The organism is Shigella sonnei (assembly GCF_002950395.1).
Taxonomy (GTDB): domain Bacteria; phylum Pseudomonadota; class Gammaproteobacteria; order Enterobacterales; family Enterobacteriaceae; genus ECMA0423.
In genome coordinates this window covers 3,356,581-3,380,007 of sequence record NZ_CP026802.1, presented here as the reverse complement: position 1 = coordinate 3,380,007, position 23,427 = coordinate 3,356,581, and the positions used below count along the sequence as shown (strand labels likewise).

Annotated in this window: 18 protein-coding genes and 5 pseudogenes; 16 read left to right on the top strand and 7 right to left on the bottom strand. The window is 48.8% G+C overall.

Going from position 1 to position 23,427, the window contains the following annotated elements; translation table 11 throughout:
* Positions 1–30: 30 nt before the first annotated feature.
* Together C1P89_RS17520 and C1P89_RS17515 are read right to left on the bottom strand one after the other, a co-directional pair.
* Positions 31–2,127, bottom strand: a complete 2,097-nt coding sequence (locus tag C1P89_RS17520) for a Mu transposase C-terminal domain-containing protein (protein ID WP_001192429.1) — start codon at positions 2,125–2,127, stop codon at positions 31–33.
* Position 2,128: 1 nt separating this feature from the next.
* A complete protein-coding gene (locus C1P89_RS17515; RefSeq protein ID WP_001249842.1) occupies positions 2,129–2,380 on the bottom strand; it encodes a helix-turn-helix domain-containing protein in 252 nt (83 codons plus the stop codon).
* A gap of 164 nt (positions 2,381–2,544) precedes the next feature.
* Here C1P89_RS17515 and C1P89_RS17510 point away from each other — a divergent pair, with 164 nt between their 5' ends.
* Complete coding sequence (locus tag C1P89_RS17510) at positions 2,545–3,108, top strand: helix-turn-helix domain-containing protein (RefSeq protein ID WP_001224023.1); 564 nt, start codon at positions 2,545–2,547, stop codon at positions 3,106–3,108.
* Between the two features lie 275 nt (positions 3,109–3,383).
* Here the strand turns inward: C1P89_RS17510 and malE are convergent.
* A pseudogene (gene malE, locus C1P89_RS17505) lies at positions 3,384–3,887 on the bottom strand (maltose/maltodextrin ABC transporter substrate-binding protein MalE); the annotation flags it as partial.
* A 364-nt stretch (positions 3,888–4,251) separates the two neighbouring features.
* On the opposite strand from malE, the gene malK reads away from it, so the two are divergent.
* The 4 genes and pseudogenes from malK to C1P89_RS17485 all read left to right on the top strand — a co-directional run.
* A complete protein-coding gene (gene malK / locus C1P89_RS17500) occupies positions 4,252–5,367 on the top strand; it encodes a maltose/maltodextrin ABC transporter ATP-binding protein MalK (protein ID WP_000179165.1) in 1,116 nt (371 codons plus the stop codon).
* 71 nt (positions 5,368–5,438) lie between these two features.
* Positions 5,439–6,779 carry a maltoporin LamB gene (lamB, locus tag C1P89_RS17495; RefSeq protein ID WP_000973658.1) on the top strand — a complete coding sequence of 447 codons (1,341 nt, stop codon included), beginning with the start codon at positions 5,439–5,441 and terminating at the stop codon, positions 6,777–6,779.
* Positions 6,780–6,930: 151 nt separating this feature from the next.
* On the top strand, positions 6,931–7,851 hold the full coding sequence (malM, locus tag C1P89_RS17490; protein WP_001626454.1) for a maltose operon protein MalM: 921 nt from the start codon (positions 6,931–6,933) through the stop codon (positions 7,849–7,851).
* 228 nt (positions 7,852–8,079) lie between these two features.
* A pseudogene (locus tag C1P89_RS17485) lies at positions 8,080–8,672 on the top strand (SopA family protein); the annotation flags it as partial.
* Positions 8,673–8,937: 265 nt separating this feature from the next.
* Here the strand turns inward: C1P89_RS17485 and C1P89_RS17475 are convergent.
* Positions 8,938–9,957: an IS110-like element ISEc11 family transposase gene (locus C1P89_RS17475; protein ID WP_000878026.1), complete on the bottom strand. Its 1,020-nt coding sequence runs from the start codon at positions 9,955–9,957 to the stop codon at positions 8,938–8,940.
* Positions 9,958–10,102: 145 nt separating this feature from the next.
* On the opposite strand from C1P89_RS17475, the pseudogene C1P89_RS17470 reads away from it, so the two are divergent.
* Positions 10,103–10,906: pseudogene (locus tag C1P89_RS17470) on the top strand (SopA family protein); the annotation flags it as partial.
* Between the two features lie 266 nt (positions 10,907–11,172).
* Here the strand turns inward: C1P89_RS17470 and C1P89_RS17460 are convergent.
* Positions 11,173–12,300 (bottom strand): IS110-like element ISSso6 family transposase, encoded by a 1,128-nt coding sequence (locus C1P89_RS17460; RefSeq protein ID WP_001063800.1) that lies wholly within the window; start codon positions 12,298–12,300, stop codon positions 11,173–11,175.
* A gap of 114 nt (positions 12,301–12,414) precedes the next feature.
* Here C1P89_RS17460 and C1P89_RS17455 point away from each other — a divergent pair.
* From C1P89_RS17455 to ubiA, 3 genes and pseudogenes are all read left to right on the top strand, one after another.
* Positions 12,415–12,621, top strand: a pseudogene (locus tag C1P89_RS17455) (SopA family protein); the annotation flags it as partial.
* A 222-nt stretch (positions 12,622–12,843) separates the two neighbouring features.
* Positions 12,844–13,341 carry a chorismate lyase gene (ubiC, locus tag C1P89_RS17450; protein WP_005140732.1) on the top strand — a complete coding sequence of 166 codons (498 nt, stop codon included), beginning with the start codon at positions 12,844–12,846 and terminating at the stop codon, positions 13,339–13,341.
* Between the two features lie 12 nt (positions 13,342–13,353).
* Positions 13,354–14,226, top strand: coding sequence for a 4-hydroxybenzoate octaprenyltransferase (ubiA, locus tag C1P89_RS17445; protein ID WP_000455227.1), 873 nt, complete (start codon positions 13,354–13,356; stop codon positions 14,224–14,226).
* A 154-nt stretch (positions 14,227–14,380) separates the two neighbouring features.
* Here the strand turns inward: ubiA and plsB are convergent, their stop codons facing one another.
* On the bottom strand, positions 14,381–16,804 hold the full coding sequence (gene plsB, locus C1P89_RS17440; protein ID WP_005144184.1) for a glycerol-3-phosphate 1-O-acyltransferase PlsB: 2,424 nt from the start codon (positions 16,802–16,804) through the stop codon (positions 14,381–14,383).
* Positions 16,805–16,974: 170 nt separating this feature from the next.
* On the opposite strand from plsB, the gene dgkA reads away from it, so the two are divergent.
* The 4 genes from dgkA (at position 16,975) to C1P89_RS17420 (ending at position 19,784) form a co-directional block, all read left to right on the top strand.
* Positions 16,975–17,343, top strand: a complete 369-nt coding sequence (dgkA, locus tag C1P89_RS17435; protein ID WP_000002907.1) for a diacylglycerol kinase — start codon at positions 16,975–16,977, stop codon at positions 17,341–17,343.
* 109 nt (positions 17,344–17,452) lie between these two features.
* The gene (gene lexA / locus C1P89_RS17430; protein WP_000646078.1) at positions 17,453–18,061 is read left to right on the top strand and encodes a transcriptional repressor LexA; all 609 of its coding nucleotides are present in this window, start codon (positions 17,453–17,455) and stop codon (positions 18,059–18,061) included.
* 72 nt (positions 18,062–18,133) lie between these two features.
* Positions 18,134–19,459, top strand: a complete 1,326-nt coding sequence (dinF, locus tag C1P89_RS17425; protein ID WP_005144191.1) for an MATE family efflux transporter DinF — start codon at positions 18,134–18,136, stop codon at positions 19,457–19,459.
* Between the two features lie 115 nt (positions 19,460–19,574).
* Positions 19,575–19,784: a CsbD family protein gene (locus C1P89_RS17420; RefSeq protein WP_001030593.1), complete on the top strand. Its 210-nt coding sequence runs from the start codon at positions 19,575–19,577 to the stop codon at positions 19,782–19,784.
* Between the two features lie 41 nt (positions 19,785–19,825).
* On the opposite strand, the gene zur is transcribed toward C1P89_RS17420, so the two are convergent.
* The gene (gene zur / locus C1P89_RS17415) at positions 19,826–20,341 is read right to left on the bottom strand and encodes a zinc uptake transcriptional repressor Zur (RefSeq protein WP_001295691.1); all 516 of its coding nucleotides are present in this window, start codon (positions 20,339–20,341) and stop codon (positions 19,826–19,828) included.
* Positions 20,342–20,658: 317 nt separating this feature from the next.
* On the opposite strand from zur, the pseudogene C1P89_RS17405 reads away from it, so the two are divergent.
* The 3 genes and pseudogenes from C1P89_RS17405 to pspG all read left to right on the top strand — a co-directional run bounded on the left by C1P89_RS17405 (position 20,659) and on the right by pspG (position 23,420).
* Positions 20,659–21,644 (top strand): annotated as a pseudogene (locus C1P89_RS17405) (DUF2713 domain-containing protein).
* A gap of 362 nt (positions 21,645–22,006) precedes the next feature.
* Positions 22,007–23,044, top strand: coding sequence for a tRNA dihydrouridine(20/20a) synthase DusA (dusA, locus tag C1P89_RS17400; protein ID WP_001298868.1), 1,038 nt, complete (start codon positions 22,007–22,009; stop codon positions 23,042–23,044).
* Positions 23,045–23,177: 133 nt separating this feature from the next.
* The gene (pspG, locus tag C1P89_RS17395) at positions 23,178–23,420 is read left to right on the top strand and encodes an envelope stress response protein PspG (protein WP_000891404.1); all 243 of its coding nucleotides are present in this window, start codon (positions 23,178–23,180) and stop codon (positions 23,418–23,420) included.
* Positions 23,421–23,427: the final 7 nt, after the last annotated feature.

The following is a 23,427-nucleotide window of genomic DNA, read 5'->3' as shown; positions in this document are numbered from 1 at the left end:
ACAGTCCGTTCCCGCGGACTGTTTTTTTATTCAGGCCAGCGGATCATCTTCTTCCTGCATGGCAAAAAGTTTTTGCATCCCCAGCCGGAAATCGCGTTCAAATTCTTCGTCATGCTCTTCTTCATATTCCGGTTGCTGAACTGCCACCACATTACCAACCGGGCGATAAACATTACTCAGCCAGGGTTCAGCCTGTTTGTGTTCCAGAATCTGAATACCTTCATCTTCAGCATCACGAATTTTTTCCTCAGCGCGTTTGCGCATTCCTTTAATACGCTGCTGTTGTTTGTGATATTCAGCACTGACAGCAAAGGCTGCGCGTTTATTGCCGTTCCATATCGCCTCACAGATAAAGCTGCCGTCCTTGCGACGTACCGTAATTCGCTCGGCGTCATGAATGTCATAACTGATAAGCACTTTGCGACCGTGTTCGTCACGCAACTCCGGCGCGTAGTAAATATTGTTCAGCCACTGAATTTCGCAGCGTCTTACCGGTCGTTCCACCATTGGGCGGAACATGTCGCGCAGCTCAAGATCACTCAGCCACTCAATTTCGGTGTCTTCTTCTGCCAGGCGTTTTTTTCTGAACTCTGTCGGGCTGTAATGCCGTCCGTTCGGTTTCATCGGCAGCTCAGAATGCGGGCGGTTGTTGTACCATTCCACGCCTTCACGAATAGCCTCAATAAGCTCCGCCCACGATGGCAGCTCGCGCATTGCCGCTTTCTGGCGGTCGTTCAGAGGCTTGTCCTGTTGCAGGGCGTTAAACGCTGAACGCAGATCACGGTTAAGTACACGCAACGATTCCCGGTCAGCACCCTTGCCAAAATAGGTGCGATACCTCCTGGCTATACGCATCGGCAGTGTCCGGTTCAGGCGTTCAATAATGCCGCGTCCCTGTGGATTACCGGCAATACCGGTAGGGTGTTTAATCCCCAGGCGTGGCAGAATACCCACGACCTCTTTGTCCAGCATGTCAGCCGTTTCACCGGAACCGTTATCCGAGTAATACAGGAACGGTTTTCCGTGGTTGCGAATGCCGTGCTGTATCGCACTGGCAACGGCGAACACGTTTTCGGCAAGGTCAAGACTCCAGCCAACAACAAACCGTGTTCCACCATCGATCACAAACGTGACTTCCGGTGAGAATGGACGCCCGTGGATCGGATGCGCACATTTCAGCTTCATACCGTGACCGTCACCAATCCAGACATAATTCACCGGCATAGCTGTCCAGTCGCGGCGGGTGAATCCTTCAAGCTGACGGTATTCACTGCCGGTAACGCGCCCTTTTTGTCTCACCACTTCCGGCAGTTTTTTCATGGCATACCGGACAACATCATAGGAAGGCATCACCTCCAGCATGTACGGTTCGTCCGCATGGCGACGCTGCCATTCTGCGACAAAATCCTCGTAGGCTTCTGACATGGGTCTGCCGTTCACCTGCCGATACTGCGCCAGAAATTCAGGCAGCCAGCTGATTTCTTCCGGTTTTATTTCGTCGCGTTTTCCCGGTGCCAGTAACAGCAGCCGTTCGGCGGCGTTCTGCGACTGGTTGTATTTCAGAACCCACTGGTAAAGTGGATCGCGGCTGATAGTACGATTAGCGCCACGTTTTGCATTGGCGTTAACTGCGGCCTGTTGCAGGCGCTCCGGCAGCTCACCTTTACGGGCTTTTTCAACAAGAAAGTTAATGGCTTTCAGTCGCCCGAGGTTACCGGCGCTTTCCAGCTTCAGCACTTCCACCACCAGCGCAGCTCTTGCTTCAGATACCCGGCGCTGGTTTTCGGTCAGCGCATTCAGGCGTTCTTCCATCAGTTGTGGAGAACCGCGATATGCTTCGATTGCCTGGACAGCGTCAGGATTGCGTGTTTTTCTGGTAACAGCTTTCACTTCAGAAACATTGTTCTCTGTAGCCACCAGCTGTTCCACATAGCGTTCACGCAGTGCCTTTCGTGTTATTTCAGGCAGACAATCAATGTGGTACTCAATGGCTTTTGTGCCTTCCCGACGGCGACTAACGTCACCAAGATCACGAGAAAAACGCTGTAACGCCTGTCGGATGCCTTTTGTGGTGGCTGGCATTCCTGGTACGCCGAGCAGGTCATTTACGGTAACGTACGACTGCATATCACGACACCTTCCTGATAAATCCATCGTTACGATACCGGCTGGGCCAGATGATTTCTGGCGGTACACCTATAGCGTCAGAAATTACGCGTTCGTATTTTTTGTTTGGTGTGCGAACTACCGCTTTCAGTGAATCCTGAGCATAACCAGCATGGAGTGAAAGCTCCCGGAAGGAAGACCACCCGTTATCTTTGAGCGCCAGCTGAATCTTCAGCGAAGGCCAATCGCGGTCACTATCTTCTCTTTGTCTCATCTTTCCTTTAACCTACAAAATTACCCGCGCGGATATCCGGTCGGATATCCGTATGGATAAAGATTAAGATACCAAAGATTCCTTGTAAAGGGTTCTTTGGTGTTTTTATGGTTTATTTTTTAATTTCATTATTTATCAATGAATTAGATAGAAAGGAACCAAGAATGAGAAAAGCACCCCAAGGTTCTTTTCCTGCCGATGGAAAAGAACCGATTATCGAAAGAATCTTTAGGTTAGTAGAACGATACCCTTCAAGAAATGCGGCTGCTCGGGCATGGGGGATCAATGAAGGCACTTTAAAAAATTATTACAACAGGCGGGATTACGCACCGATACCACGCCCGCATCAGTTAAAAAAGATAGCAGAAAGCGAAAATGTTACCTTGGAATGGCTCATGACGGGAGAGGGTGATGTTGAACTAAAAGATTCCAAAGAACCCAAAAAAGAGAATGCGGATAATGTTGATGCTCAAATTCTAATGTTCTTGTCATTTCTTAAACCACAAGAAAAACAACAAGTAGCTGATGTTCTTGGGAGAAAAGGAGCGGAGCAATTACTCATTCTTCTGGATGAGCACATCCAAGAGTTGCACGCTCTAGTTGGAGTTCGTAGAGCCATAGCGTTAAGCCTTGGTAATTTGCCAGACGAAAAGGTTAGAGAGATTTACGCGTTGTCCGAAGCTAAGGGCGATCACTTAAATCTACCTCAGAAAGCAGCCAGCGCATAACCCAGTGCAAGTGCCTAGCTGTGCTAAAATTACATTGGTTTTGGCGCTTGCACCCATCAGCGCTATAATAAACACCTGAATCGTTTTTGAACGGTCTTTAAAGGCTATTGTAAGAACCTGTGAGTTATCTTGAATGTTTTATTGATATCGAACCGTTTAACATTTTTGGACTCGCTTTATCTTGAAAACCTTGAGTTCCTAACTTGTTGATTCCAATCTATTCCCGTCTTTTTTAATCTCTTCCCGGTTATCTTGAATAAATTACCTAGTCATACTTTCGCTTTCAGTTCTTTATCCAGCGCCGGGATCTCTTCCCAGGTTTTTGGTGGGTTCGGCAGCAGATCTTTGTTATAAATCAGCGATAACGCTTCAACAGCGATCGGGTAAGCAATCAGCTTGCCGTTGTAACGTACGGCATCCCAGGTAAACGGATACAGCTTGTCCTGGAACGCTTTGTCCGGGGTGATTTCAGCCAACAGGCCAGATTGAGCGTAGCCACCAAAACGGTCGTGCGCCCAGAAGATAATGTCAGGGCCATCGCCAGTTGCCGCAACCTGAGGGAATTTCTCTTCCAGTTTATCCGGATGCTCAACGGTGACTTTAATTCCGGTATCTTTCTCGAATTTCTTACCGACTTCAGCGAGACCGTTATAGCCTTTATCGCCGTTAATCCAGATTACCAGTTTACCTTCTTCGATTTTGGCGAGAGCCGAGGCGGAAAACATCATCGTCGTTAATGCGGATAATGCGAGGATGCGTGCACCTGTTTTTATTTTCATAATCTATGGTCCTTGTTGGTGAAGTGCTCGTGAAAACACCTAAACGGACTCTAGTTTCTTTATACGGCAACCTCTTTCCATCCTCCTTGCCCCTACGCCCCACCGTTGCTTTGTGTGATCTCTGTTACAGAATTGGCGGTAATGTGGAGATGCGCACATAAAATCGCCACGATTTTTGCAAGCAACATCACGAAATTCCTTACATGACCTCGGTTTAGTTCACAGAAGCCGTGTTCTCATCCTCCCGCCTCCTCCCCCATAAAAAAGCCAGGGGGTGGAGGATTTAAGCCATCTCCTGATGACGCATAGTCAGCCCATCATGAATGTTGCTGTCGATGACAGGTTGTTACAAAGGGAGAAGGGCATGGCGAGCGTACAGCTGCAAAATGTAACGAAAGCCTGGGGCGAGGTCGTGGTATCGAAAGATATCAATCTCGATATCCATGAAGGTGAATTCGTGGTGTTTGTCGGACCGTCTGGCTGCGGTAAATCGACTTTACTGCGCATGATTGCCGGGCTTGAGACGATCACCAGCGGCGACCTGTTCATCGGTGAGAAACGGATGAATGACACTCCGCCAGCAGAACGCGGCGTTGGTATGGTGTTTCAGTCTTACGCGCTCTATCCCCACCTGTCAGTAGCAGAAAACATGTCATTTGGCCTGAAACTGGCTGGCGCAAAAAAAGAGGTGATTAACCAACGCGTCAACCAGGTGGCGGAAGTGCTGCAACTGGCGCATTTGCTGGATCGCAAACCGAAAGCGCTCTCCGGTGGTCAGCGTCAGCGTGTGGCGATTGGCCGTACGCTGGTGGCCGAGCCAAGCGTATTTTTGCTCGATGAACCGCTCTCCAACCTCGATGCTGCACTGCGTGTGCAAATGCGTATCGAAATCTCCCGTCTGCATAAACGCCTGGGCCGCACAATGATTTACGTCACCCACGATCAGGTCGAAGCGATGACGCTGGCCGACAAAATCGTGGTGCTGGACGCCGGTCGCGTGGCGCAGGTTGGGAAACCGCTGGAGCTGTACCACTATCCGGCAGACCGTTTTGTCGCCGGATTTATCGGTTCGCCAAAGATGAACTTCCTGCCGGTAAAAGTGACCGCCACCGCAATCGATCAAGTGCAGGTGGAGCTGCCGATGCCAAATCGTCAGCAAGTCTGGCTGCCAGTTGAAAGCCGTGATGTCCAGGTTGGAGCCAATATGTCGCTGGGTATTCGCCCGGAACATCTACTGCCGAGTGATATCGCTGACGTCATCCTTGAGGGTGAAGTTCAGGTCGTCGAGCAACTCGGCAACGAAACCCAAATCCATATCCAGATCCCTTCCATTCGTCAAAACCTGGTGTACCGCCAGAACGACGTGGTGTTGGTAGAAGAAGGTGCCACATTCGCTATCGGCCTGCCGCCAGAGCGTTGCCATCTGTTCCGTGAGGATGGCACTGCATGTCGTCGACTGCATAAGGAGCCGGGCGTTTAAGCACCCCACAAAACACACAAAGCCTGTCACAGGTGATGTGAAAAAAGAAAAGCAATGACTCAGGAGATAGAATGATGATTACTCTGCGCAAACTTCCTCTGGCGGTTGCCGTCGCAGCGGGCGTAATGTCTGCTCAGGCAATGGCTGTTGATTTCCACGGCTATGCACGTTCCGGTATTGGCTGGACAGGTAGCGGCGGTGAACAACAGTGTTTCCAGACTACCGGTGCTCAAAGTAAATACCGTCTTGGCAACGAATGTGAAACTTATGCTGAATTAAAATTGGGTCAGGAAGTGTGGAAAGAGGGCGATAAGAGCTTCTATTTCGACACTAACGTGGCCTATTCCGTCGCGCAACAGAATGACTGGGAAGCTACCGATCCGGCCTTCCGTGAAGCAAACGTGCAGGGTAAAAACCTGATCGAATGGCTGCCAGGTTCCACCATCTGGGCAGGTAAGCGCTTCTACCAACGTCATGACGTTCATATGATCGACTTCTACTACTGGGATATTTCTGGTCCTGGTGCCGGTCTGGAAAACATCGATGTTGGCTTCGGTAAACTCTCTCTGGCAGCAACCCGCTCCTCTGAAGCTGGTGGTTCTTCCTCTTTTGCCAGCAACAATATTTATGACTATACCAACGAAACCGCGAACGACGTTTTCGATGTGCGTTTAGCGCAGATGGAAATCAACCCGGGCGGCACATTAGAACTGGGTGTCGACTACGGTCGTGCCAACCTGCGTGATAACTATCGTCTGGTTGATGGCGCATCGAAAGACGGCTGGTTATTCACTGCTGAACATACTCAGAGTGTCCTGAAGGGCTTTAACAAGTTTGTTGTTCAGTACGCTACTGACTCGATGACCTCGCAGGGTAAAGGTCTGTCGCAGGGTTCTGGCGTCGCGTTTGATAACGAAAAATTTGCCTACAATATCAACAACAACGGTCACATGCTGCGTATCCTCGACCACGGTGCGATCTCCATGGGCGACAACTGGGACATGATGTACGTGGGTATGTACCAGGATATCAACTGGGATAACGACAACGGCACCAAGTGGTGGACCGTCGGTATTCGCCCGATGTACAAGTGGACGCCAATCATGAGCACCGTGATGGAAATCGGCTACGACAACGTCGAATCCCAGCGCACCGGCGACAAGAACAATCAGTACAAAATTACCCTCGCACAACAATGGCAGGCTGGCGACAGCATCTGGTCACGCCCGGCTATTCGTGTCTTCGCAACCTACGCCAAGTGGGATGAGAAATGGGGTTACGACTACAACGGCGATAGCAAGGTTAACCCGAACTACGGCAAAGCCGTTCCTGCTGATTTCAACGGCGGCAGCTTCGGTCGTGGCGACAGCGACGAGTGGACCTTCGGTGCCCAGATGGAAATCTGGTGGTAATAGCAAAACCTGGGCCGGATAAGGCGTTTACGCCGCATCCGGCATAAAAACAGGTTGTCATTATCTGAAAGGGGCGAAAGCCCCTCTGATTATCGGGTTTAGCGCGCTATTGCCTGGCTACCGCTGAGCTCCAGATTTTGAGGTGAAAACAATGAAAATGAATAAAAGTCTCATCGCCCTCTGTTTATCAGCAGGGTTACTGGCAAGCGCGCCTGGAATTAGCCTTGCCGATGTTAACTACGTACCGCAAAACACCAGCGACGCGCCAGCCATTCCATCTGCCGCGCTGCAACAACTCACCTGGACACCGGTCGATCAATCTAAAACCCAGACCACCCAACTGGCGACCGGCGGCCAACAACTGAACGTTCCCGGCATCAGTGGTCCGGTTGCTGCGTACAGCGTCCCGGCAAACATTGGCGAACTGACCCTGACGCTGACCAGCGAAGTGAACAAACAAACCAGCGTTTTTGCGCCGAACGTGCTGATTCTTGATCAGAACATGACCCCATCAGCCTTCTTCCCCAGCAGTTATTTCACCTACCAGGAACCAGGCGTGATGAGTGCAGATCGGCTGGAAGGCGTTATGCGCCTGACACCGGCGTTGGGGCAGCAAAAACTTTATGTTCTGGTCTTTACCACGGAAAAAGATCTCCAGCAGACGACCCAACTGCTCGACCCGGCTAAAGCCTATGCCAAAGGCGTCGGTAACTCGATCCCGGATATTCCCGATCCGGTTGCTCGTCATACCAGCGATGGCTTACTGAAACTGAAAGTCAAAACGAACTCCAGCTCCAGCGTGTTGGTAGGACCACTATTTGGTTCTTCCGCTCCAGCTCCGGTTACGGTAGGCAACACGGCGGCACCAGCTGTGGCTGCACCTGCTCCGGTGCCGGTGAAGAAAAGCGAGCCGATGCTCAACGACACGGAAAGTTATTTTAATACCGCGATCAAAAACGCTGTCGCGAAAGGTGATGTTGATAAGGCGTTAAAACTGCTTGATGAAGCTGAACGCCTGGGATCGACATCTGCCCGTTCCACCTTTATCAGCAGTGTAAAAGGCAAGGGGTAATTACGCCCCACAGTGCTGATTTTGCAACAACTGGTGCGTCTCCTGGCGCACCTTTTTTTATGCTTCCTTCCTGGGATATGAGCGATTTTTTATAGTACTTCACTTCTTCTTCACTAAGAATGTCCATTATCTCAATGCCTTATCAGAGATTCTTTTCCTTTCGCCGGTAGTGTCTGGACGCTCAGGCTACTTTTCCAGGTTATTTTATTTCTGTATTACAGAGGTTTTATGATAGGTCATATCACAAATTCTGGCGGCAATAACTCTTTGATGAAACATGATGTGGTTCAAGGAAATAATATAGTAGATCTTGATTTACTACGTAATTTCAATGGGGTGACAGGTTTAAACAGAGATAACTTTATTTATATCAGTGATATATTTTTAAATATAAAACAACGGAACGAAAAAATCATGCAATAAATATGTTACGTGAAGTCTCAATTAGTAATGATACTATAAGTGTAAAATTCTACAGAAATGAAAAAATAGAATGCGCTTGTAATTTTCTGATGGATAAAGATGCGCAGGGGTATATCGACCTGTCTGATTTTGATTTAATAAATTGTCATTTTAAAGGTGACGTTATTTCTAAGGTGTCTTTTTTATCATCAAATCTACAACATGTAACTTTCGAATGTAAAGAAATTGAGAATTGCAATTTTACTAAGGCAACAGTTGATAATGTCATATTTAAATGTCGACGTTTACACAATGTGATTTTTCTCAAAACGAGTGGCGAATGTGTTGATTTTAGCCAAAATATTCTTGATACAGTTGACTTCTCGCAGAGTCAACTTGGTCATAGTAATTTATATGAACGCATCCCGTTTGCAAGGCATCCATTGTTTTGACATGACGGGTAGGTTGCAGCTTTATATCCGGCTTTATTGCAGCCGTAACGCTGCGAGCCCCTATGTAATTCGCCGACTCACCCCTTATTTTCACGGCGGACTTCAAGCCCAAAATACTGTTCAGGTTTAGTGAGTCACGGTCTTACCTGTCTTTGTCATCACTCTGGCCGCCATAGCAACCTTTCAGCATTCACCCTTTTGTTAAGAGTTCATTGTTTAATGGTATCAGCGATTAATATGGTCTGATACTGACGTGGTTCCTGTCATACTTACGGTCATGGGCGGTTATCGCCCATACTGTTCGTGCCAGCTTGTTTGCCATGGCGACGATTGCCACACTGGCTGGACGACGTTTTTTCAGTTCGGTTATCCACGGGCCAGGCTCTTTAGCTACTAATGCCACCGCTCTTGCACCGTGGATAAATAATGTCCTGAGATAAGTGTCACCACGTTTGCTTATCCCCAGCAGACGTACTTTCCCTCCGGAGCCAGTTTGTTTTGGAACCAGACCAACATATGCGGCGAACTCTCGCCCCGATTTAAACGCTGATGCTTCCCCCATGGTGGCCACCGCTGCCGTCGCAATAAGTGGTCCAACGCCAGGAATATCCAGCAACCGCTTACAGGTTTCATTCTGCCTCGCCACGCTGGTAAGCTGTTTTTCAATATCCTCTATCAGTGAGTCCAGCTCATTCAGTCGGTTGTACTGGTTTTCCAGAACCATAATGAGATACGGTGGCAGTCTCTCTTTCATCCGTTCCAGTGCTTCGGGGAACTCCCGCTCCATCGCTGCCCGGCCTTTGTGGATGGTTTCACCAAACTCCAGTAACGTCCCGTGCAGGGCATTAATTTGTGCGGTCCGGAACTTCACCAGTTGCATGCGGGTACGGTGCAGAACCAGTACCGACTGCTGTTCTTCTGTTTTTACGGCGATTTCTTTACCCGGCTGCTGAACCGCCATCCAGATAGCCCGGGCATCCATCACATCATTCTTATTGCCCATGACGAATGCCTTAACGAAGCGGGCCTGCAACAACCGGACTTTATGACCAAGTTTTGTCAGTTCCCGTGCCCAGTGCTGAGAACCTCCACAGGCCTCCATACCAATCAGGCATGGCTCACGGTTGCCGAAGAACGTCAGAAAATCCTGTCTACGCAACTGTTTATCAACCACTTCACCTGTGTGCTCATTGATGAAGTGAATCTGAATGACATGTTTTGCGATATCAACGCCAACCGGTGTATATTTCATTTGTGGAGTCTCCAGTCTGAGGGAGCTTTATGCATCCCGTATTGGGCACTATGATGCCGGAAATCTGCGAGGCTCCACACCTGCCAGTTTCACCCTTTTAACCATCATACTGCTCCGTGTTTAATTGTGTGGGATGCGTTCATTACATTTTCGCGAATGTCAGATTAGAAATTCAAACTTCGATAATTGTTATCTTTACGCTTCGCACTTCACCAGAGCAGAGTTTCTGTCTGCCAAAGAAATATCATTTATTAAATCGAATTTGACAGCTGTTATGTTTGATCATGTGCGAATGTCGACAGGGAATTTTAAAGATTGCATTACAGAACAATTGGAATTAACTATTGATTATTCAGATATATTTGGGAATGAAGATCTCGATGGTTATATCAATAACATTATAAAAATGATTGATACATTGCCAGATAATGCAATGATATTGAAATCCGTTCTGGCAGTAAAACTGGTGATGCAATTAAAAATTCTCAATATTGTTAATAAAAACTTTATTGAGAATATGAAAAAAACATTTAGCCATTGTCCTTATATAAAAGATCCAATTATACGTAGTTATATACATTCTGGGGAAGATGACAAGTTCGATAATTTTATGCGTCAACATCGATTCAGTAAGGTGAATTTCGATACCCAACAGATGATCCATTTTATTAACAGATTTAATATGAATAAAGGGCTGATTGATAAAAATAACAATTTTTTTATCCAACTTATCGATCAGGCCTTACGATCAACGGATGATATGATCAAAGCAAATGCCTGGTATCTTTATAAAGAGTGGATTCGTAGTGATGATGTTTCACCTATATTTATAGAAACTGAAGAAAAGTTAAGAACCTTTAACACTAATAAATTAACACGAAACGATAATATATTTATCCTGTTCTCCTCTGTCGATGATGGGCCTGTTATGGTGGTAAGCTCCCAGCGCTGATATGACTTTCCGTGTCAAACCGGAATCTCTAATTTTGACGATTTTCTTTTTAGGTTTAATTCCCTGAGGGCGACGTAGCAGTAAATCCGACGGTGAATCACGCTGATATTCGCGGGTTGGATACCGCATTACAGAGGTCCGTCATATGAGCCTGCCACTTTCTTACGTCGCGAATCAGCTTTGTTCCGCCGTCGCCAAGCGCTAACGTGGGTTACTCTTGTACCGGGCTACGTCGCCTTCAGGGAACTGGTTATTCTCATTTTTTATTTGTGACATTGTGGTTGTTGTGCGACAGACATTGCTATTCGGCCCATATCCCAGATAAAACCCGCCAGCTCACGTGCAACAGCAACAATTGTAATATTGACATTCTTTCCTTTGGCCTGAAGTTTTCGATACCTCTTACAAAGCCTGAGTTGAGCATCCCATGCTCTGTCAATGACGGGGCGGGGTAAATTTTCCTGCCTTTTTTGTATTGCCGGACTGATGCGTGCCGGATGACGGTAACTCCACGCTGCCTCGACCAATAGCTTTCTGGCATAGCTGTTTCCGGCTTTGGTAATGCTGCCCTGATGTCTGCTTCCACCCGATGAATATTCTGATGGCGTGATACCAAACCATGACATCAGTTGTCGTGGATGTTCAAAACGGGTCAGATCACCCAGTTCAGAAATTAATCCAACCGCAGTAATAAACTGAATCCCTCGCATGGCTTGCAGCGCCTCTACTACCGGATACAGCCTCCATTCGGTAACGGCCTCCTTCAGGGCGGATTCCAGCCGTTCACATTGTGCCTGCCGATCTTCTATTGTACGACGGTGTTCGTCAAAAGCTAATTGTCGCCAGGGACTTTCGAATGAGTATTTGCTGAGCCAGCGTCGGTGTGCAGGGCCCCAATCTGCTCGCCCGACATAATGGCCCCCATGAACCAGAAGAAACGATTTCAGACGTTGCCTTGCATGCCGTAAATCATCGCGGGCAGATGCCCATGCCCGGGCCAAATCCCGGAATGCCTCATCTTCAATGCCGGGTACGTAGACAGCAGAAAGATCTCCTGCACGCAGTGAACGCACAAGTCTGATGGCATCACGGCGATCGGTTTTAACCCGCTCCCCCGGTTTTTTCGGGATAAGTGAGGGGGCGCAGACCATGCAGTCAAAACCGGATTTCACCAGCCGACGATAAAGTCCATAACCACAGGGCCCCGCTTCATAAACGATACTGACCTGTGATGACTTTGACCTGAGACGTTTACAAAGATTCTGAATATCAGTAGGTGATGTGCCAATTTTACCCATCAGTTCAACAGGTTCTGAATTGATAGCATAAGCGACAGTAATCGATTCTTTGTGAACATCTAACCCGACGTACAATGTGTTATTGTTGTTCATGCTGGCCTCCGTGGTGGAAATACCGGGGTGTAGCAACAGCTCACCCATGCGGCTCTGACAACGATGTTAACCCGCGTTAAATATCCCACGTTGGCCAGCATCTGTCTCACGGAAAGTCATACTGCCTTACATGATATGTTGAATCCTACAAAAGATACCAATTGGAATTCCACGTGTATCTATAAATCCAGACATAAGATGTTGCCTATTAATCTTACTCAGGAAACACTTTTTAGCTCCAAATCTCATGGTAAATATGCGCTTTTCCCAATTTTTACTGCGAGTTGGCGAGCTACTCGTATAAAGAATATAGGTATTTAAGTAAAGGAAAACATCACCGTTCCTGGCATCATGGGCGGTGATGCCCCTACGGTTGCCCTCGCCAGCACGGGCATCGGCAAAGCGTAAGGTTCAACAGCGTTTTACCACTTCATGCGATTGTTGCGTTTTTGTTGCGCATTAGATCACTTAATTTGCTTTACATCTCCCGTAAACACTTTTCTGCGATACAATGCCTTTACGTTATGTAACGGAGAGTTCGGCATGTCACACCCCGCGTTAACGCAACTGCGTGCGCTGCGCTATTTTAAAGAGATCCCTGCCCTGGATTCGCAACTGCTCGACTGGCTGTTGCTGGAAGATTCCATGACAAAACGTTTTGAACAGCAGGGAAAAACGGTGAGCGTGACGATGATCCGCGAAGGGTTTGTCGAGCAGAATGAAATCCCCGAAGAACTGCCGCTGCTGCCGAAAGAGTCTCGTTACTGGTTACGTGAAATTTTGTTATGTGCCGATGGTGAACCGTGGCTTGCCGGTCGTACCGTCGTTCCTGTGTCAACGTTAAGCGGGCCGGAGCTGGCGTTACAAAAATTGGGTAAAACGCCGCTAGGACGCTATCTGTTCACATCATCGACATTAACCCGGGACTTTATTGAGATAGGCCGTGATGCCGGACTGTGGGGGCGACGTTCCCGCCTGCGATTAAGCGGTAAACCGCTGTTGCTAACAGAACTGTTTTTACCGGCGTCACCGTTGTACTAAGAGGAAAAAAATATGGAGTGGAGTCTGACGCAGAATAAGCTGCTGGCGTTTCATCGCTTAATGCGTACGGATAAGCCAATTGGCGCGTTACTGCTGCTCTGGCCAACATTATGGGCGTTGTGGGTGGCGACACCGGGCGTTCCCCAGCTCTGGATCCTGGCGGTGTTTGTCGCGGGTGTCTGGCTGATGCGCGCTGCCGGATGTGTGGTGAATGATTATGCTGACCGCAAGTTTGATGGTCATGTTAAGCGCACGGCGAACCGACCGCTTCCCAGCGGCGCGGTAACGGAGAAAGAGGCGCGCGCGCTGTTTGTAGTGCTGGTATTGATTTCATTTTTACTGGTGCTGACGCTGAATACGATGACCATTCTGTTGTCGATTGCCGCTCTGGCGTTGGCGTGGGTGTACCCGTTTATGAAGCGGTATACCCATCTCCCGCAAGTGGTGCTGGGCGCGGCGTTTGGCTGGTCGATTCCAATGGCTTTTGCCGCTGTGAGTGAGTCGGTGCCATTGAGTTGCTGGTTAATGTTCCTCGCCAATATTCTCTGGGCGGTGGCTTACGACACGCAGTATGCAATGGTTGACCGTGACGATGATGTGAAGATTGGTATTAAATCCACCGCAATCCTGTTCGGCCAATACGATAAATTGATTATTGGTATTTTGCAGATTGGCGTACTGGCACTGATGGCGATCATCGGTGAGTTAAATGGCTTAGGCTGGGGATATTACTGGTCAATTCTGGTGGCTGGCGCGCTGTTTGTTTATCAACAAAAACTGATTGCCAACCGCGAGCGTGAAGCCTGCTTTAAAGCATTTATGAATAATAACTATGTTGGTCTGGTACTGTTTTTAGGACTGGCAATGAGTTACTGGCATTTCTGATGATGTAAAAAAGCCGGATGATCATCCGGCTTTCTTCTGGGTTGCCTGATGCGCTGCGCTTCTCAGGCCTACACAACACATCGCAATTTATTGAATTTGCAGATTATGGAAGGCCGGATAAGGCGTTTTCGCCGCATCCGGCAATTCTCTCTGATTACCCTTCGCCCTGCGTCGCACTCTCAATCGTCAAACGCACGTCTGATGTAATCAACTCCGCCAGCAACTGATAAACCTTCATCGTTTCTGCCGGTTCGGCGTCGCCGCTATCGCTGATATACCCTTCATCACGCAGCGTCAGCACCAGAGAACTGAACACCGCCTTGTCGAAGAACTCCGGCGCGTTGATGCCGTGCAGCACGGAGAGACGTTGCGCAACGGTGCGGCTCTCTTTCTCCAGCGTACCGCGGTTGATCGACGGGTTGGCACTCAACAACCAGAAGGTGATGGCATAACGTTGCAGCGTTTCGCGCGCGCCTGCGGCCAGCAGCTGTAGGGGGCGAGAATGCGCCGGGTTGATATGCAACTCATCATCTTGCAGGGTAATCAGCCCCTGACGTTGCATCTCATTTGCCAGCGCATCAATAACGTCCGGCAACTCGTCGCGATCCCAGCGCAGGAACAGCTCCGCTTTCAGCATTGGGTAAAGCACATTGACGTGCTCCATCAATACGTCGCGGGAGATGTGGCGATGCTGGGTGACAATTGCCGCCATCAGCGAAGGCAGCACCAACATATGCGCAATGTTGTTGCGATAGTAGGTCATCAGCACCGCTTGCTCGCGCGGCAGAATGATGATGTCGCCGATAGTGTCTTTCTCGACTTCAAACTTGTTCATTTGCAGCGCGTGATCGATAAGCTCGCTGGCGCTGGCTGAAGGAACGGTAGAGTCCGTGGAGTAAGGTACGTTGCGCATCAGATCCAGGTAGCAGTTGAGTTGCTCGGTTAACTGCTCGCGGGTGAGTGAGCGCTGACGTGATGCCAGAAGCGCAGTACAACACAGGTTCATGGCGTTTGCCGCGCCTGCGTTGTTAATGCGTACCATCAGATCGGCAGCAATATTATTGACCGTCGGCGTTAACCAGGCCGGACGCACCGCTTCGATGGGATCGATAGATTCACGCCAGTCTGGTACGTGCTGGTTAAGGTAGGTCATCAACGGCATTGGTTCACCGAAGTTGACGTAACCCTGACCGAGATTACGCAGCTTGCTTAAACCGCGCAGCATCTGCGGCAGGCTCTCTTTCTCTTTCGTCGCGCCGCGCAGTTCTTTGGCGTAAGTACCCACTTCCATGACGTGCTCATAACCGATATAGATCGGAATCAGCGTAATCGGACGCGTGCCGCCACGCAGCATCGCCTGAATGGTCATCGACAGCGTACCGGTTTTCGGATCCAGCAAACGCCCCGTGCGGGAACGACCGCCTTCCACGAAGTACTCGACGGAATAACCACGGCTGAACAGTTCGCCGAGATACTCACGGAAAACGGTGGAATAAAGTTTATTGCCTTTAAAAGTACGGCGAATAAAGAACGCCCCCAGACGGCGGAAAATCGGCCCGGCCGGCCAGAAGTTCAGGTTGATCCCGGCGGCGATATGCGGCGGCACCAGCCCCTGGTGGTACAGCACGTAAGAAAGTAGCAGGTAGTCCATGTGACTGCGGTGGCAAGGCACATACACCAGCTCATGACCGTCGTGGGCCAGCTGGCGAACGCGCTCGGCGTTATGGACGTTGATGCCCTGATAAAGTCGGTTCCAGGTGAAGCCCAGAATGCGGTCAGTCAGGCGGATCATCTCGTAAGAGAAATTCGCCGCAATCTCTTCCATCAGCGCAATCGCGTTCTGCTGCGCTTTTTCATGGGAGATTTTTTTGCTGCGCGCTTCATCTTCTACCGCTTTGGCAATGGCGCGGGAGGCGAGCAGCTTATTAAACAGATCCTGACGAGCAGGCAGACGTGGGCCTACGGCAGCCAGACGTTGACGGGCAAAGTGCATACGCGCCACGCGCGCCAGTTTCTGTGCGATAGTTTTATCCGTGCCGTGTTCATCCGCCATACGGCGCAGCGAAACTGACGGCGAGAAACGCACAAAACTGTCGCGACCGAGCCACAGTACGGCGAAAAATTTCTGTACGCCGTTAAGCATACGCAGCGGCGGGTTTACTTCGCCTTTTTCACGCCCCGGCGCGCGACCAAACATCACCGATACTGGCACCATCTGCACATCCAGATTTGGGTTGCTACGGTGCAAATCGAGATAGTCGTGGAACAGCTTAATAGACTCTTCTTTCGGCGTGTAATAGGTGAATACACGCGGCCCGCCGTGAATGAACACATAGCGCGGCAGTAGCGTGCCGTCGATTTCTAGCGGCTCTAACGGGTCAGGCAAGTCATGAGCCAGACACTGGGCGCGTAACGTCAGCAAATCTGCTTTCGAGTTGTACGGTAAAACGTACATAATTGGACGAGAGGTATCCAGCCCCAGTTCCGGGGCAGGATCTGCCGGAATAGACTTGCTTTTTACCAGGATGCTTAATGGTAAATTCAGTAATTTGTAGTAAATTCGTGGCCAGCCGGACATAAACGATGTAAAGCCTCTGGTTAATAATGCAAATGCGCGGCAAGGATAGCAGAAAGTCATGGGAAATTCTGTGGTATCCGCTCATGTTTCGCGCGGCGTTACGCAAACCCGAATCATCGGATTTAACGGTACACTGATATTGACGCTCATAATGTAAAAAGGTTCTTTCAATGGCCAATAATACCACTGGATTCACCCGAATTATCAAAGCTGCTGGCTATTCCTGGAAAGGTTTACGCGCTGCATGGATCAACGAAGCGGCATTCCGTCAGGAAGGCGTAGCGGTATTGTTGGCGGTGGTCATCGCCTGCTGGCTGGATGTGGACGCAATTACCCGCGTGCTGCTTATCAGCTCCGTGATGCTGGTGATGATTGTGGAAATTCTCAATAGCGCCATCGAAGCAGTGGTTGACCGAATTGGCTCTGAATACCATGAGCTTTCCGGACGCGCTAAAGATATGGGATCCGCCGCGGTGCTGATTGCGATTATCGTCGCCGTGATAACCTGGTGCATCCTGTTATGGTCGCATTTTGGATAACCCTTCCAGATTTCGATAAATCTCTGGTTTATTGTGCAGTTTATGGTTCCAAAATCGCCTTTTGCTGTATATACTCACAGCATAACTGTATATACACCCAGGGGGCGGAATGAAAGCGTTAACGGCCAGGCAACAAGAGGTGTTTGATCTCATCCGTGATCACATCAGCCAGACAGGTATGCCGCCGACGCGTGCGGAAATCGCGCAGCGTTTGGGGTTCCGTTCCCCAAACGCGGCTGAAGAACATCTGAAGGCGCTGGCACGCAAAGGCGTTATTGAAATTGTTTCCGGCGCATCACGCGGGATTCGTCTGTTGCAGGAAGAGGAAGAAGGGTTGCCGCTGGTAGGTCGTGTGGCTGCCGGTGAACCGCTTCTGGCGCAGCAGCATATTGAAGGTCATTATCAGGTCGATCCTTCCTTGTTCAAGCCGAATGCTGATTTCCTGCTGCGCGTCAGCGGGATGTCGATGAAAGATATCGGCATTATGGATGGTGACTTGCTGGCAGTGCATAAAACTCAGGATGTACGTAACGGTCAGGTCGTTGTCGCACGTATTGATGACGAAGTTACCGTTAAGCGCCTGAAAAAACAGGGTAATAAAGTCGAACTGTTGCCAGAAAATAGCGAGTTTAAACCAATTGTCGTTGACCTTCGTCAGCAGAGCTTCACCATTGAAGGGCTGGCGGTTGGGGTTATTCGCAACGGCGACTGGCTGTAACATATCTCTGAGACCGCGATGCCGCCAGGCGTCGCGGTTTGTTTTTCATCTCTCTTCATCAGGCTTGTCTGCATGGCATTCCTCACTTCATCTGATAAAGCACTCTGGCATCTCGCCTTACCCATGATTTTCTCCAATATCACCGTTCCGTTGCTGGGACTGGTCGATACGGCGGTAATTGGTCATCTTGATAGCCCGGTTTATTTGGGCGGCGTGGCGGTTGGTGCAACGGCGACCAGCTTTCTCTTTATGCTGTTGCTGTTTTTACGCATGAGCACCACCGGGCTGACTGCGCAGGCTTATGGTGCCAAAAATCCTCAGGCATTAGCCCGTGCGCTGGTGCAACCGTTGCTGTTGGCGTTGGGGGCTGGGGCGTTAATTGCGCTGCTGCGTACACCGATTATCGATCTGGCTCTGCATATTGTTGGCGGTAGTGAAGCAGTCCTGGAACAGGCGCGGCGCTTTCTTGAAATCCGCTGGTTAAGCGCACCGGCGTCGCTGGCGAATCTGGTATTACTCGGTTGGTTACTCGGCGTGCAATATGCCCGTGCGCCAGTAATTTTGTTAGTGGTCGGCAATATCCTCAACATTGTGCTGGATGTCTGGCTAGTGATGGGGCTGCATATGAACGTGCAGGGCGCGGCTCTGGCGACGGTTATTGCGGAATATGCAACATTGCTGATTGGTCTGCTAATGGTGCGTAAAATCCTCAAACTACGCGGAATTTCCGGCGAAATGTCGAAAACTGCCTGGCGAGGAAACTTCCGTCGCTTGCTGGCGCTTAACCGCGATATCATGCTGCGTTCGCTGTTGTTGCAACTCTGTTTCGGCGCGATCACCGTACTTGGCGCGCGACTGGGGAGTGACATTATCGCTGTAAACGCGGTTCTGATGACGCTACTCACCTTTACCGCCTATGCGCTGGATGGTTTTGCCTACGCGGTTGAAGCACATTCCGGTCAGGCATACGGTGCGCGCGACGGTAGCCAGTTGCTGGATGTCTGGCGGGCAGCGTGCCGCCAGTCGGGGATCGTAGCGTTACTATTTTCGGTGGTTTATTTGCTGGCAGGGGAACACATCATTGCGTTGCTGACGTCGTTAACCCAGATTCAGCAGCTGGCTGACCGCTATCTTATCTGGCAGGTGATTTTGCCGTTGGTTGGCGTCTGGTGTTATCTGCTGGACGGCATGTTTATAGGCGCAACGCGTGCCGCCGAAATGCGTAACAGTATGGCGGTGGCCGCCGCAGGTTTTGCGCTGACGCTCCTTACGCTGCCGTGGCTGGGTAATCATGGTTTGTGGCTGGCATTAACCGTCTTTCTGGCGTTGCGCGGGCTTTCTCTGGCGGCTATCTGGCGGCGTCACTGGCGTAACGGTACCTGGTTTGCCGCAACGTGACGGTTAAAAATTCTGAATAAATTATCCTAAGCCAAATTGCTGACTACACTTAATCTCACGTTCAGAAGAAAAGTGAACGTACTCTCATTCACAACCTAACGATGAGGTCTTGATTATGAATAAAGATGAAGCCGGCGGTAACTGGAAACAGTTTAAAGGTAAAGTGAAAGAGCAATGGGGCAAACTGACCGATGATGATATGACGATCATTGAAGGTAAACGTGATCAACTGGTCGGTAAAATCCAGGAACGTTATGGTTATCAGAAAGATCAGGCAGAAAAAGAGGTCGTGGATTGGGAAACCCGCAATGAATATCGCTGGTAATTAATCCCTCCTGCCCGACGTGTACAAGGATGTACGCCCTCTTAACGCGGTTTCTTTTTCACCTGCACAGAGTGATCATGCTGGCACTGTTCAGGATGACGACACGCTTCCACTTCCACGCATGCCGCACAGAGCCCATGTGCTTCAATCACATTATGCCGCAGGGCAAACCCCATTTTTGCCGCCAGCGTATGCATAATGTCTTCCACGCCTTCTGCACACTCTTCTTTCACCGCGCCGCAGCGATCGCATATAAACATGGCTGACGTATGCGTGGGCTGGTCGAACAGATGACAGAGCACATAACTGTTGGTGGATTCCACCTTATGCACAAAACCTTGCTCAAGCAGAAAATCCAGCGCGCGATAAACCGTTGGCGGCTTGGCTTGCGGTTCAGCTTCGCGCAGTAAATCAAGCAGATCATAAGCGCTGATAGCGCCATCCTGCAGACTCATCAGGCGCAACACTTCCAGGCGCTGTGGGGTCAGGCGCACATTACGCTGCGCGCAGATTTTTTCAGCCTGCGCTAATAACTCCTGCGTTGTGGTCTTTTCCATCGGGCACCTCAAAGTGGGGGTTAAGAATGTCCTTACTTTACCATGTTCCAGGAAAAACACCGAGAACCCTTATTGTTGCCGTAATGTTGATTTTCTGTTTTGTAGGTAAGGTGTTATGTTGCCTTGTCGTACCATTATCAACACGATAATAATTAATAATTCATTTTTAAATAAATTGCTTCAAGTTAACTCGCTATTTATTTAACTGGGTTTAAACGCATACCTGTAGTTCAGAAATTATGAGCGATTTTTGATAGTGACCAGATGGCAAAAGAATTATAAGGAGGACACGGTACGACAAAAAAGGTAGATGAATCATGTTGAAGATAATACCCGGTGCAACTGGATACTTTAATAAAACACTCAATTCAAATCAATTCGATAATGAAGATGCAATCAAAGATAAATTAGATAATAGAGGTTCAATCAAAGGTAAATTAAATAATATATATGGTAAATCTATTGATTATGCAGCGCTGCGTCATCGGGATATAATTATTGCAAAAATAGATTTGTTTATTCAACGAATCACGCATAATTTATGGCATGCACGTAAAAAAATGTGTTTTTAATTGAGCAAATAAATGATCTCAAAATGTGGGTCAATAAGTATATTGACGATTGCACTGATGAGGATTTAAACGATCGTGACTTTATTGCATCAGTTGTTGACCGGGCTATTTTTCATTTCGCGATTAATAGTATATGTAATCCTGGGGATAATAAAGATGCGACTCCCATTGAACAATGTACTTTTGATGTAGAAACTAAGAATGGCCTTCCCTCCACGGTTCAGCTATTTTATGAGGAATCTAAGGATAATGAACCTTTAGCGAATATACATTTTCAAGCAATAGGTTCTGGTTTTTTAACGTTTGTTAATGCCTGCCAGGAACATGATGACAACAGCTTAAAATTATTTGCTTCGCTGTTAATTTCACTTTCATATTCTAGTGCCTACGCAGATTTATCAGAAACAGTGTATATTAATGAAAATAATGAGAGCTACCTGAAAGCTCAGTTTGAAAAATTATCTCAACGTGATATGAAGAAGTACCTGGGAGAGATGAAGCGTCTGGCTGATGGGGGAGAAATGAATTTTGATGGCTATCTGGATAAGATGTCACATCTGGTGAATGAAGGAACGCTCGATCCTGATATTTTAAGCAAAATGCGAGATGCTGCACCACAATTAATTAGCTTCGCGAAGTCGTTTGACCCAACCTCAAAGGAAGAGATTAAAATACTTACAGACACTTCTAAATTAATTTATGATTTGTTCGGGGTTAAATCGGAGAAATAATATGTGAAGTTCTTCGATAGTATGGAAGGCATTATATAAAAGGACCCAATATTTATTGGGTTCTTTTTTCTCTATCAATGCTATTAGCAGGGAGATATATCACCAGAGTTTAATGTGTGATTTTTTATTTATCGTCGAACCTGGATTGTTTATCATTGGCCTTAACAAAGTTAACGGCTAATAAGATTATTTCCATCACTTCGTGAGAGCTTCATGCCTTGAGAGGATCTCAATTTTCTTTTGCAATGAGACAGGCGCTTCCTGTTGTTATGGTATAGTACCCCGCTATTGAGCCTCCTGAATAGTGATGCTGAATAACATAACCCCATGATATATCGATAAAATAATCTCTACATTTGAAAATGCACGGTAATTCTGAAATGCAAAAAATCAACCAAACCAGCGCAATGCCTGAAAAAACTGACGTTCACTGGAGTGGTCGGTTTAGCGTTGCACCAATGCTCGACTGGACGGACAGACATTGCCGCTATTTCTTGCGTCTGCTTTCCCGCAATACGTTGCTGTATACCGAAATGGTGACCACAGGGGCGATTATTCACGGTAAAGGTGATTACCTGGCGTACAGTGAAGAAGAACATCCGGTAGCGTTGCAACTCGGCGGTAGCGATCCGGCGGCGCTGGCACAGTGTGCGAAGCTGGCAGAAGCGCGTGGATATGATGAGATCAACCTGAATGTCGGCTGCCCGTCTGACCGGGTGCAGAACGGCATGTTTGGTGCGTGTCTGATGGGTAATGCGCAGCTGGTTGCCGACTGCGTGAAAGCGATGCGCGATGTGGTGTCGATTCCAGTGACGGTGAAAACGCGTATTGGCATCGATGACCAGGACAGCTATGAATTTCTCTGCGATTTCATCAACACCGTTTCCGGCAAAGGCGAGTGTGAGATGTTTATCATCCACGCACGTAAAGCCTGGCTTTCGGGGTTAAGCCCGAAAGAAAACCGTGAAATCCCGCCGCTCGATTATCCGCGTGTGTATCAACTGAAGCGTGACTTTCCGCATCTGACAATGTCGATTAACGGTGGTATCAAGTCGCTGGAAGAGGCCAAAGCACACCTGCAACATATGGATGGCGTGATGGTCGGGCGCGAGGCGTATCAGAATCCGGGTATTCTGGCGGCGGTAGACCGGGAGATCTTTGGTTCCTCGGATACCGATGCCGATCCGGTGGCGGTAGTGCGCGCCATGTATCCGTACATTGAGCGTGAACTCAGCCAGGGGACGTATCTCGGCCATATTACCCGGCATATGTTGGGCTTGTTCCAGGGTATTCCTGGCGCGCGGCAGTGGCGGCGTTATTTAAGTGAAAATGCCCATAAAGCGGGTGCAGACATTAATGTGCTGGAACACGCGCTCAAACTGGTGGCGGATAAGCGTTAACTTTTCACCAAAAAGTAGTCAAATTCACCACGCCCTGCGCACCGTCGCGGGGCGTTTTGCTGTTAAATCAATAGATTATTTTTGGCATGATTCTTGTAATGCCAGCAAGAGATTTCATATTTGGGAGAGCATCATGCTGGAACTACTTTTTGTGATTGGCTTTTTTGTCATGCTGATGGTCACCGGCGTTTCGTTGCTGGGCATTATCGCCGCGCTGGTTGTGGCGACGGCCATTATGTTCCTCGGCGGTATGCTGGCATTGATGATTAAGTTGCTGCCGTGGTTACTACTGGCGATTGCGGTGGTGTGGGTTATTAAGGCGATTAAAGCACCAAAAGTGCCGAAATATCAGCGTTATGACCGCTGGCGTTACTAAGGGATTG

Coding starts and splice junctions, on each gene's coding strand:
- C1P89_RS17520 (WP_001192429.1), bottom strand. CDS start 2,127: ATGCAGTCGTACGTTACCGTAAATGACCTGCTCGGCGTACCAGGAATG.
- C1P89_RS17515 (WP_001249842.1), bottom strand. CDS start 2,380: ATGAGACAAAGAGAAGATAGTGACCGCGATTGGCCTTCGCTGAAGATT.
- C1P89_RS17510 (WP_001224023.1), top strand. CDS start 2,545: ATGAGAAAAGCACCCCAAGGTTCTTTTCCTGCCGATGGAAAAGAACCG.
- malK (WP_000179165.1), top strand. CDS start 4,252: ATGGCGAGCGTACAGCTGCAAAATGTAACGAAAGCCTGGGGCGAGGTC.
- lamB (WP_000973658.1), top strand. CDS start 5,439: ATGATGATTACTCTGCGCAAACTTCCTCTGGCGGTTGCCGTCGCAGCG.
- malM (WP_001626454.1), top strand. CDS start 6,931: ATGAAAATGAATAAAAGTCTCATCGCCCTCTGTTTATCAGCAGGGTTA.
- C1P89_RS17475 (WP_000878026.1), bottom strand. CDS start 9,957: ATGAAATATACACCGGTTGGCGTTGATATCGCAAAACATGTCATTCAG.
- C1P89_RS17460 (WP_001063800.1), bottom strand. CDS start 12,300: ATGAACAACAATAACACATTGTACGTCGGGTTAGATGTTCACAAAGAA.
- ubiC (WP_005140732.1), top strand. CDS start 12,844: ATGTCACACCCCGCGTTAACGCAACTGCGTGCGCTGCGCTATTTTAAA.
- ubiA (WP_000455227.1), top strand. CDS start 13,354: ATGGAGTGGAGTCTGACGCAGAATAAGCTGCTGGCGTTTCATCGCTTA.
- plsB (WP_005144184.1), bottom strand. CDS start 16,804: ATGTCCGGCTGGCCACGAATTTACTACAAATTACTGAATTTACCATTA.
- dgkA (WP_000002907.1), top strand. CDS start 16,975: ATGGCCAATAATACCACTGGATTCACCCGAATTATCAAAGCTGCTGGC.
- lexA (WP_000646078.1), top strand. CDS start 17,453: ATGAAAGCGTTAACGGCCAGGCAACAAGAGGTGTTTGATCTCATCCGT.
- dinF (WP_005144191.1), top strand. CDS start 18,134: ATGGCATTCCTCACTTCATCTGATAAAGCACTCTGGCATCTCGCCTTA.
- C1P89_RS17420 (WP_001030593.1), top strand. CDS start 19,575: ATGAATAAAGATGAAGCCGGCGGTAACTGGAAACAGTTTAAAGGTAAA.
- zur (WP_001295691.1), bottom strand. CDS start 20,341: ATGGAAAAGACCACAACGCAGGAGTTATTAGCGCAGGCTGAAAAAATC.
- dusA (WP_001298868.1), top strand. CDS start 22,007: ATGCACGGTAATTCTGAAATGCAAAAAATCAACCAAACCAGCGCAATG.
- pspG (WP_000891404.1), top strand. CDS start 23,178: ATGCTGGAACTACTTTTTGTGATTGGCTTTTTTGTCATGCTGATGGTC.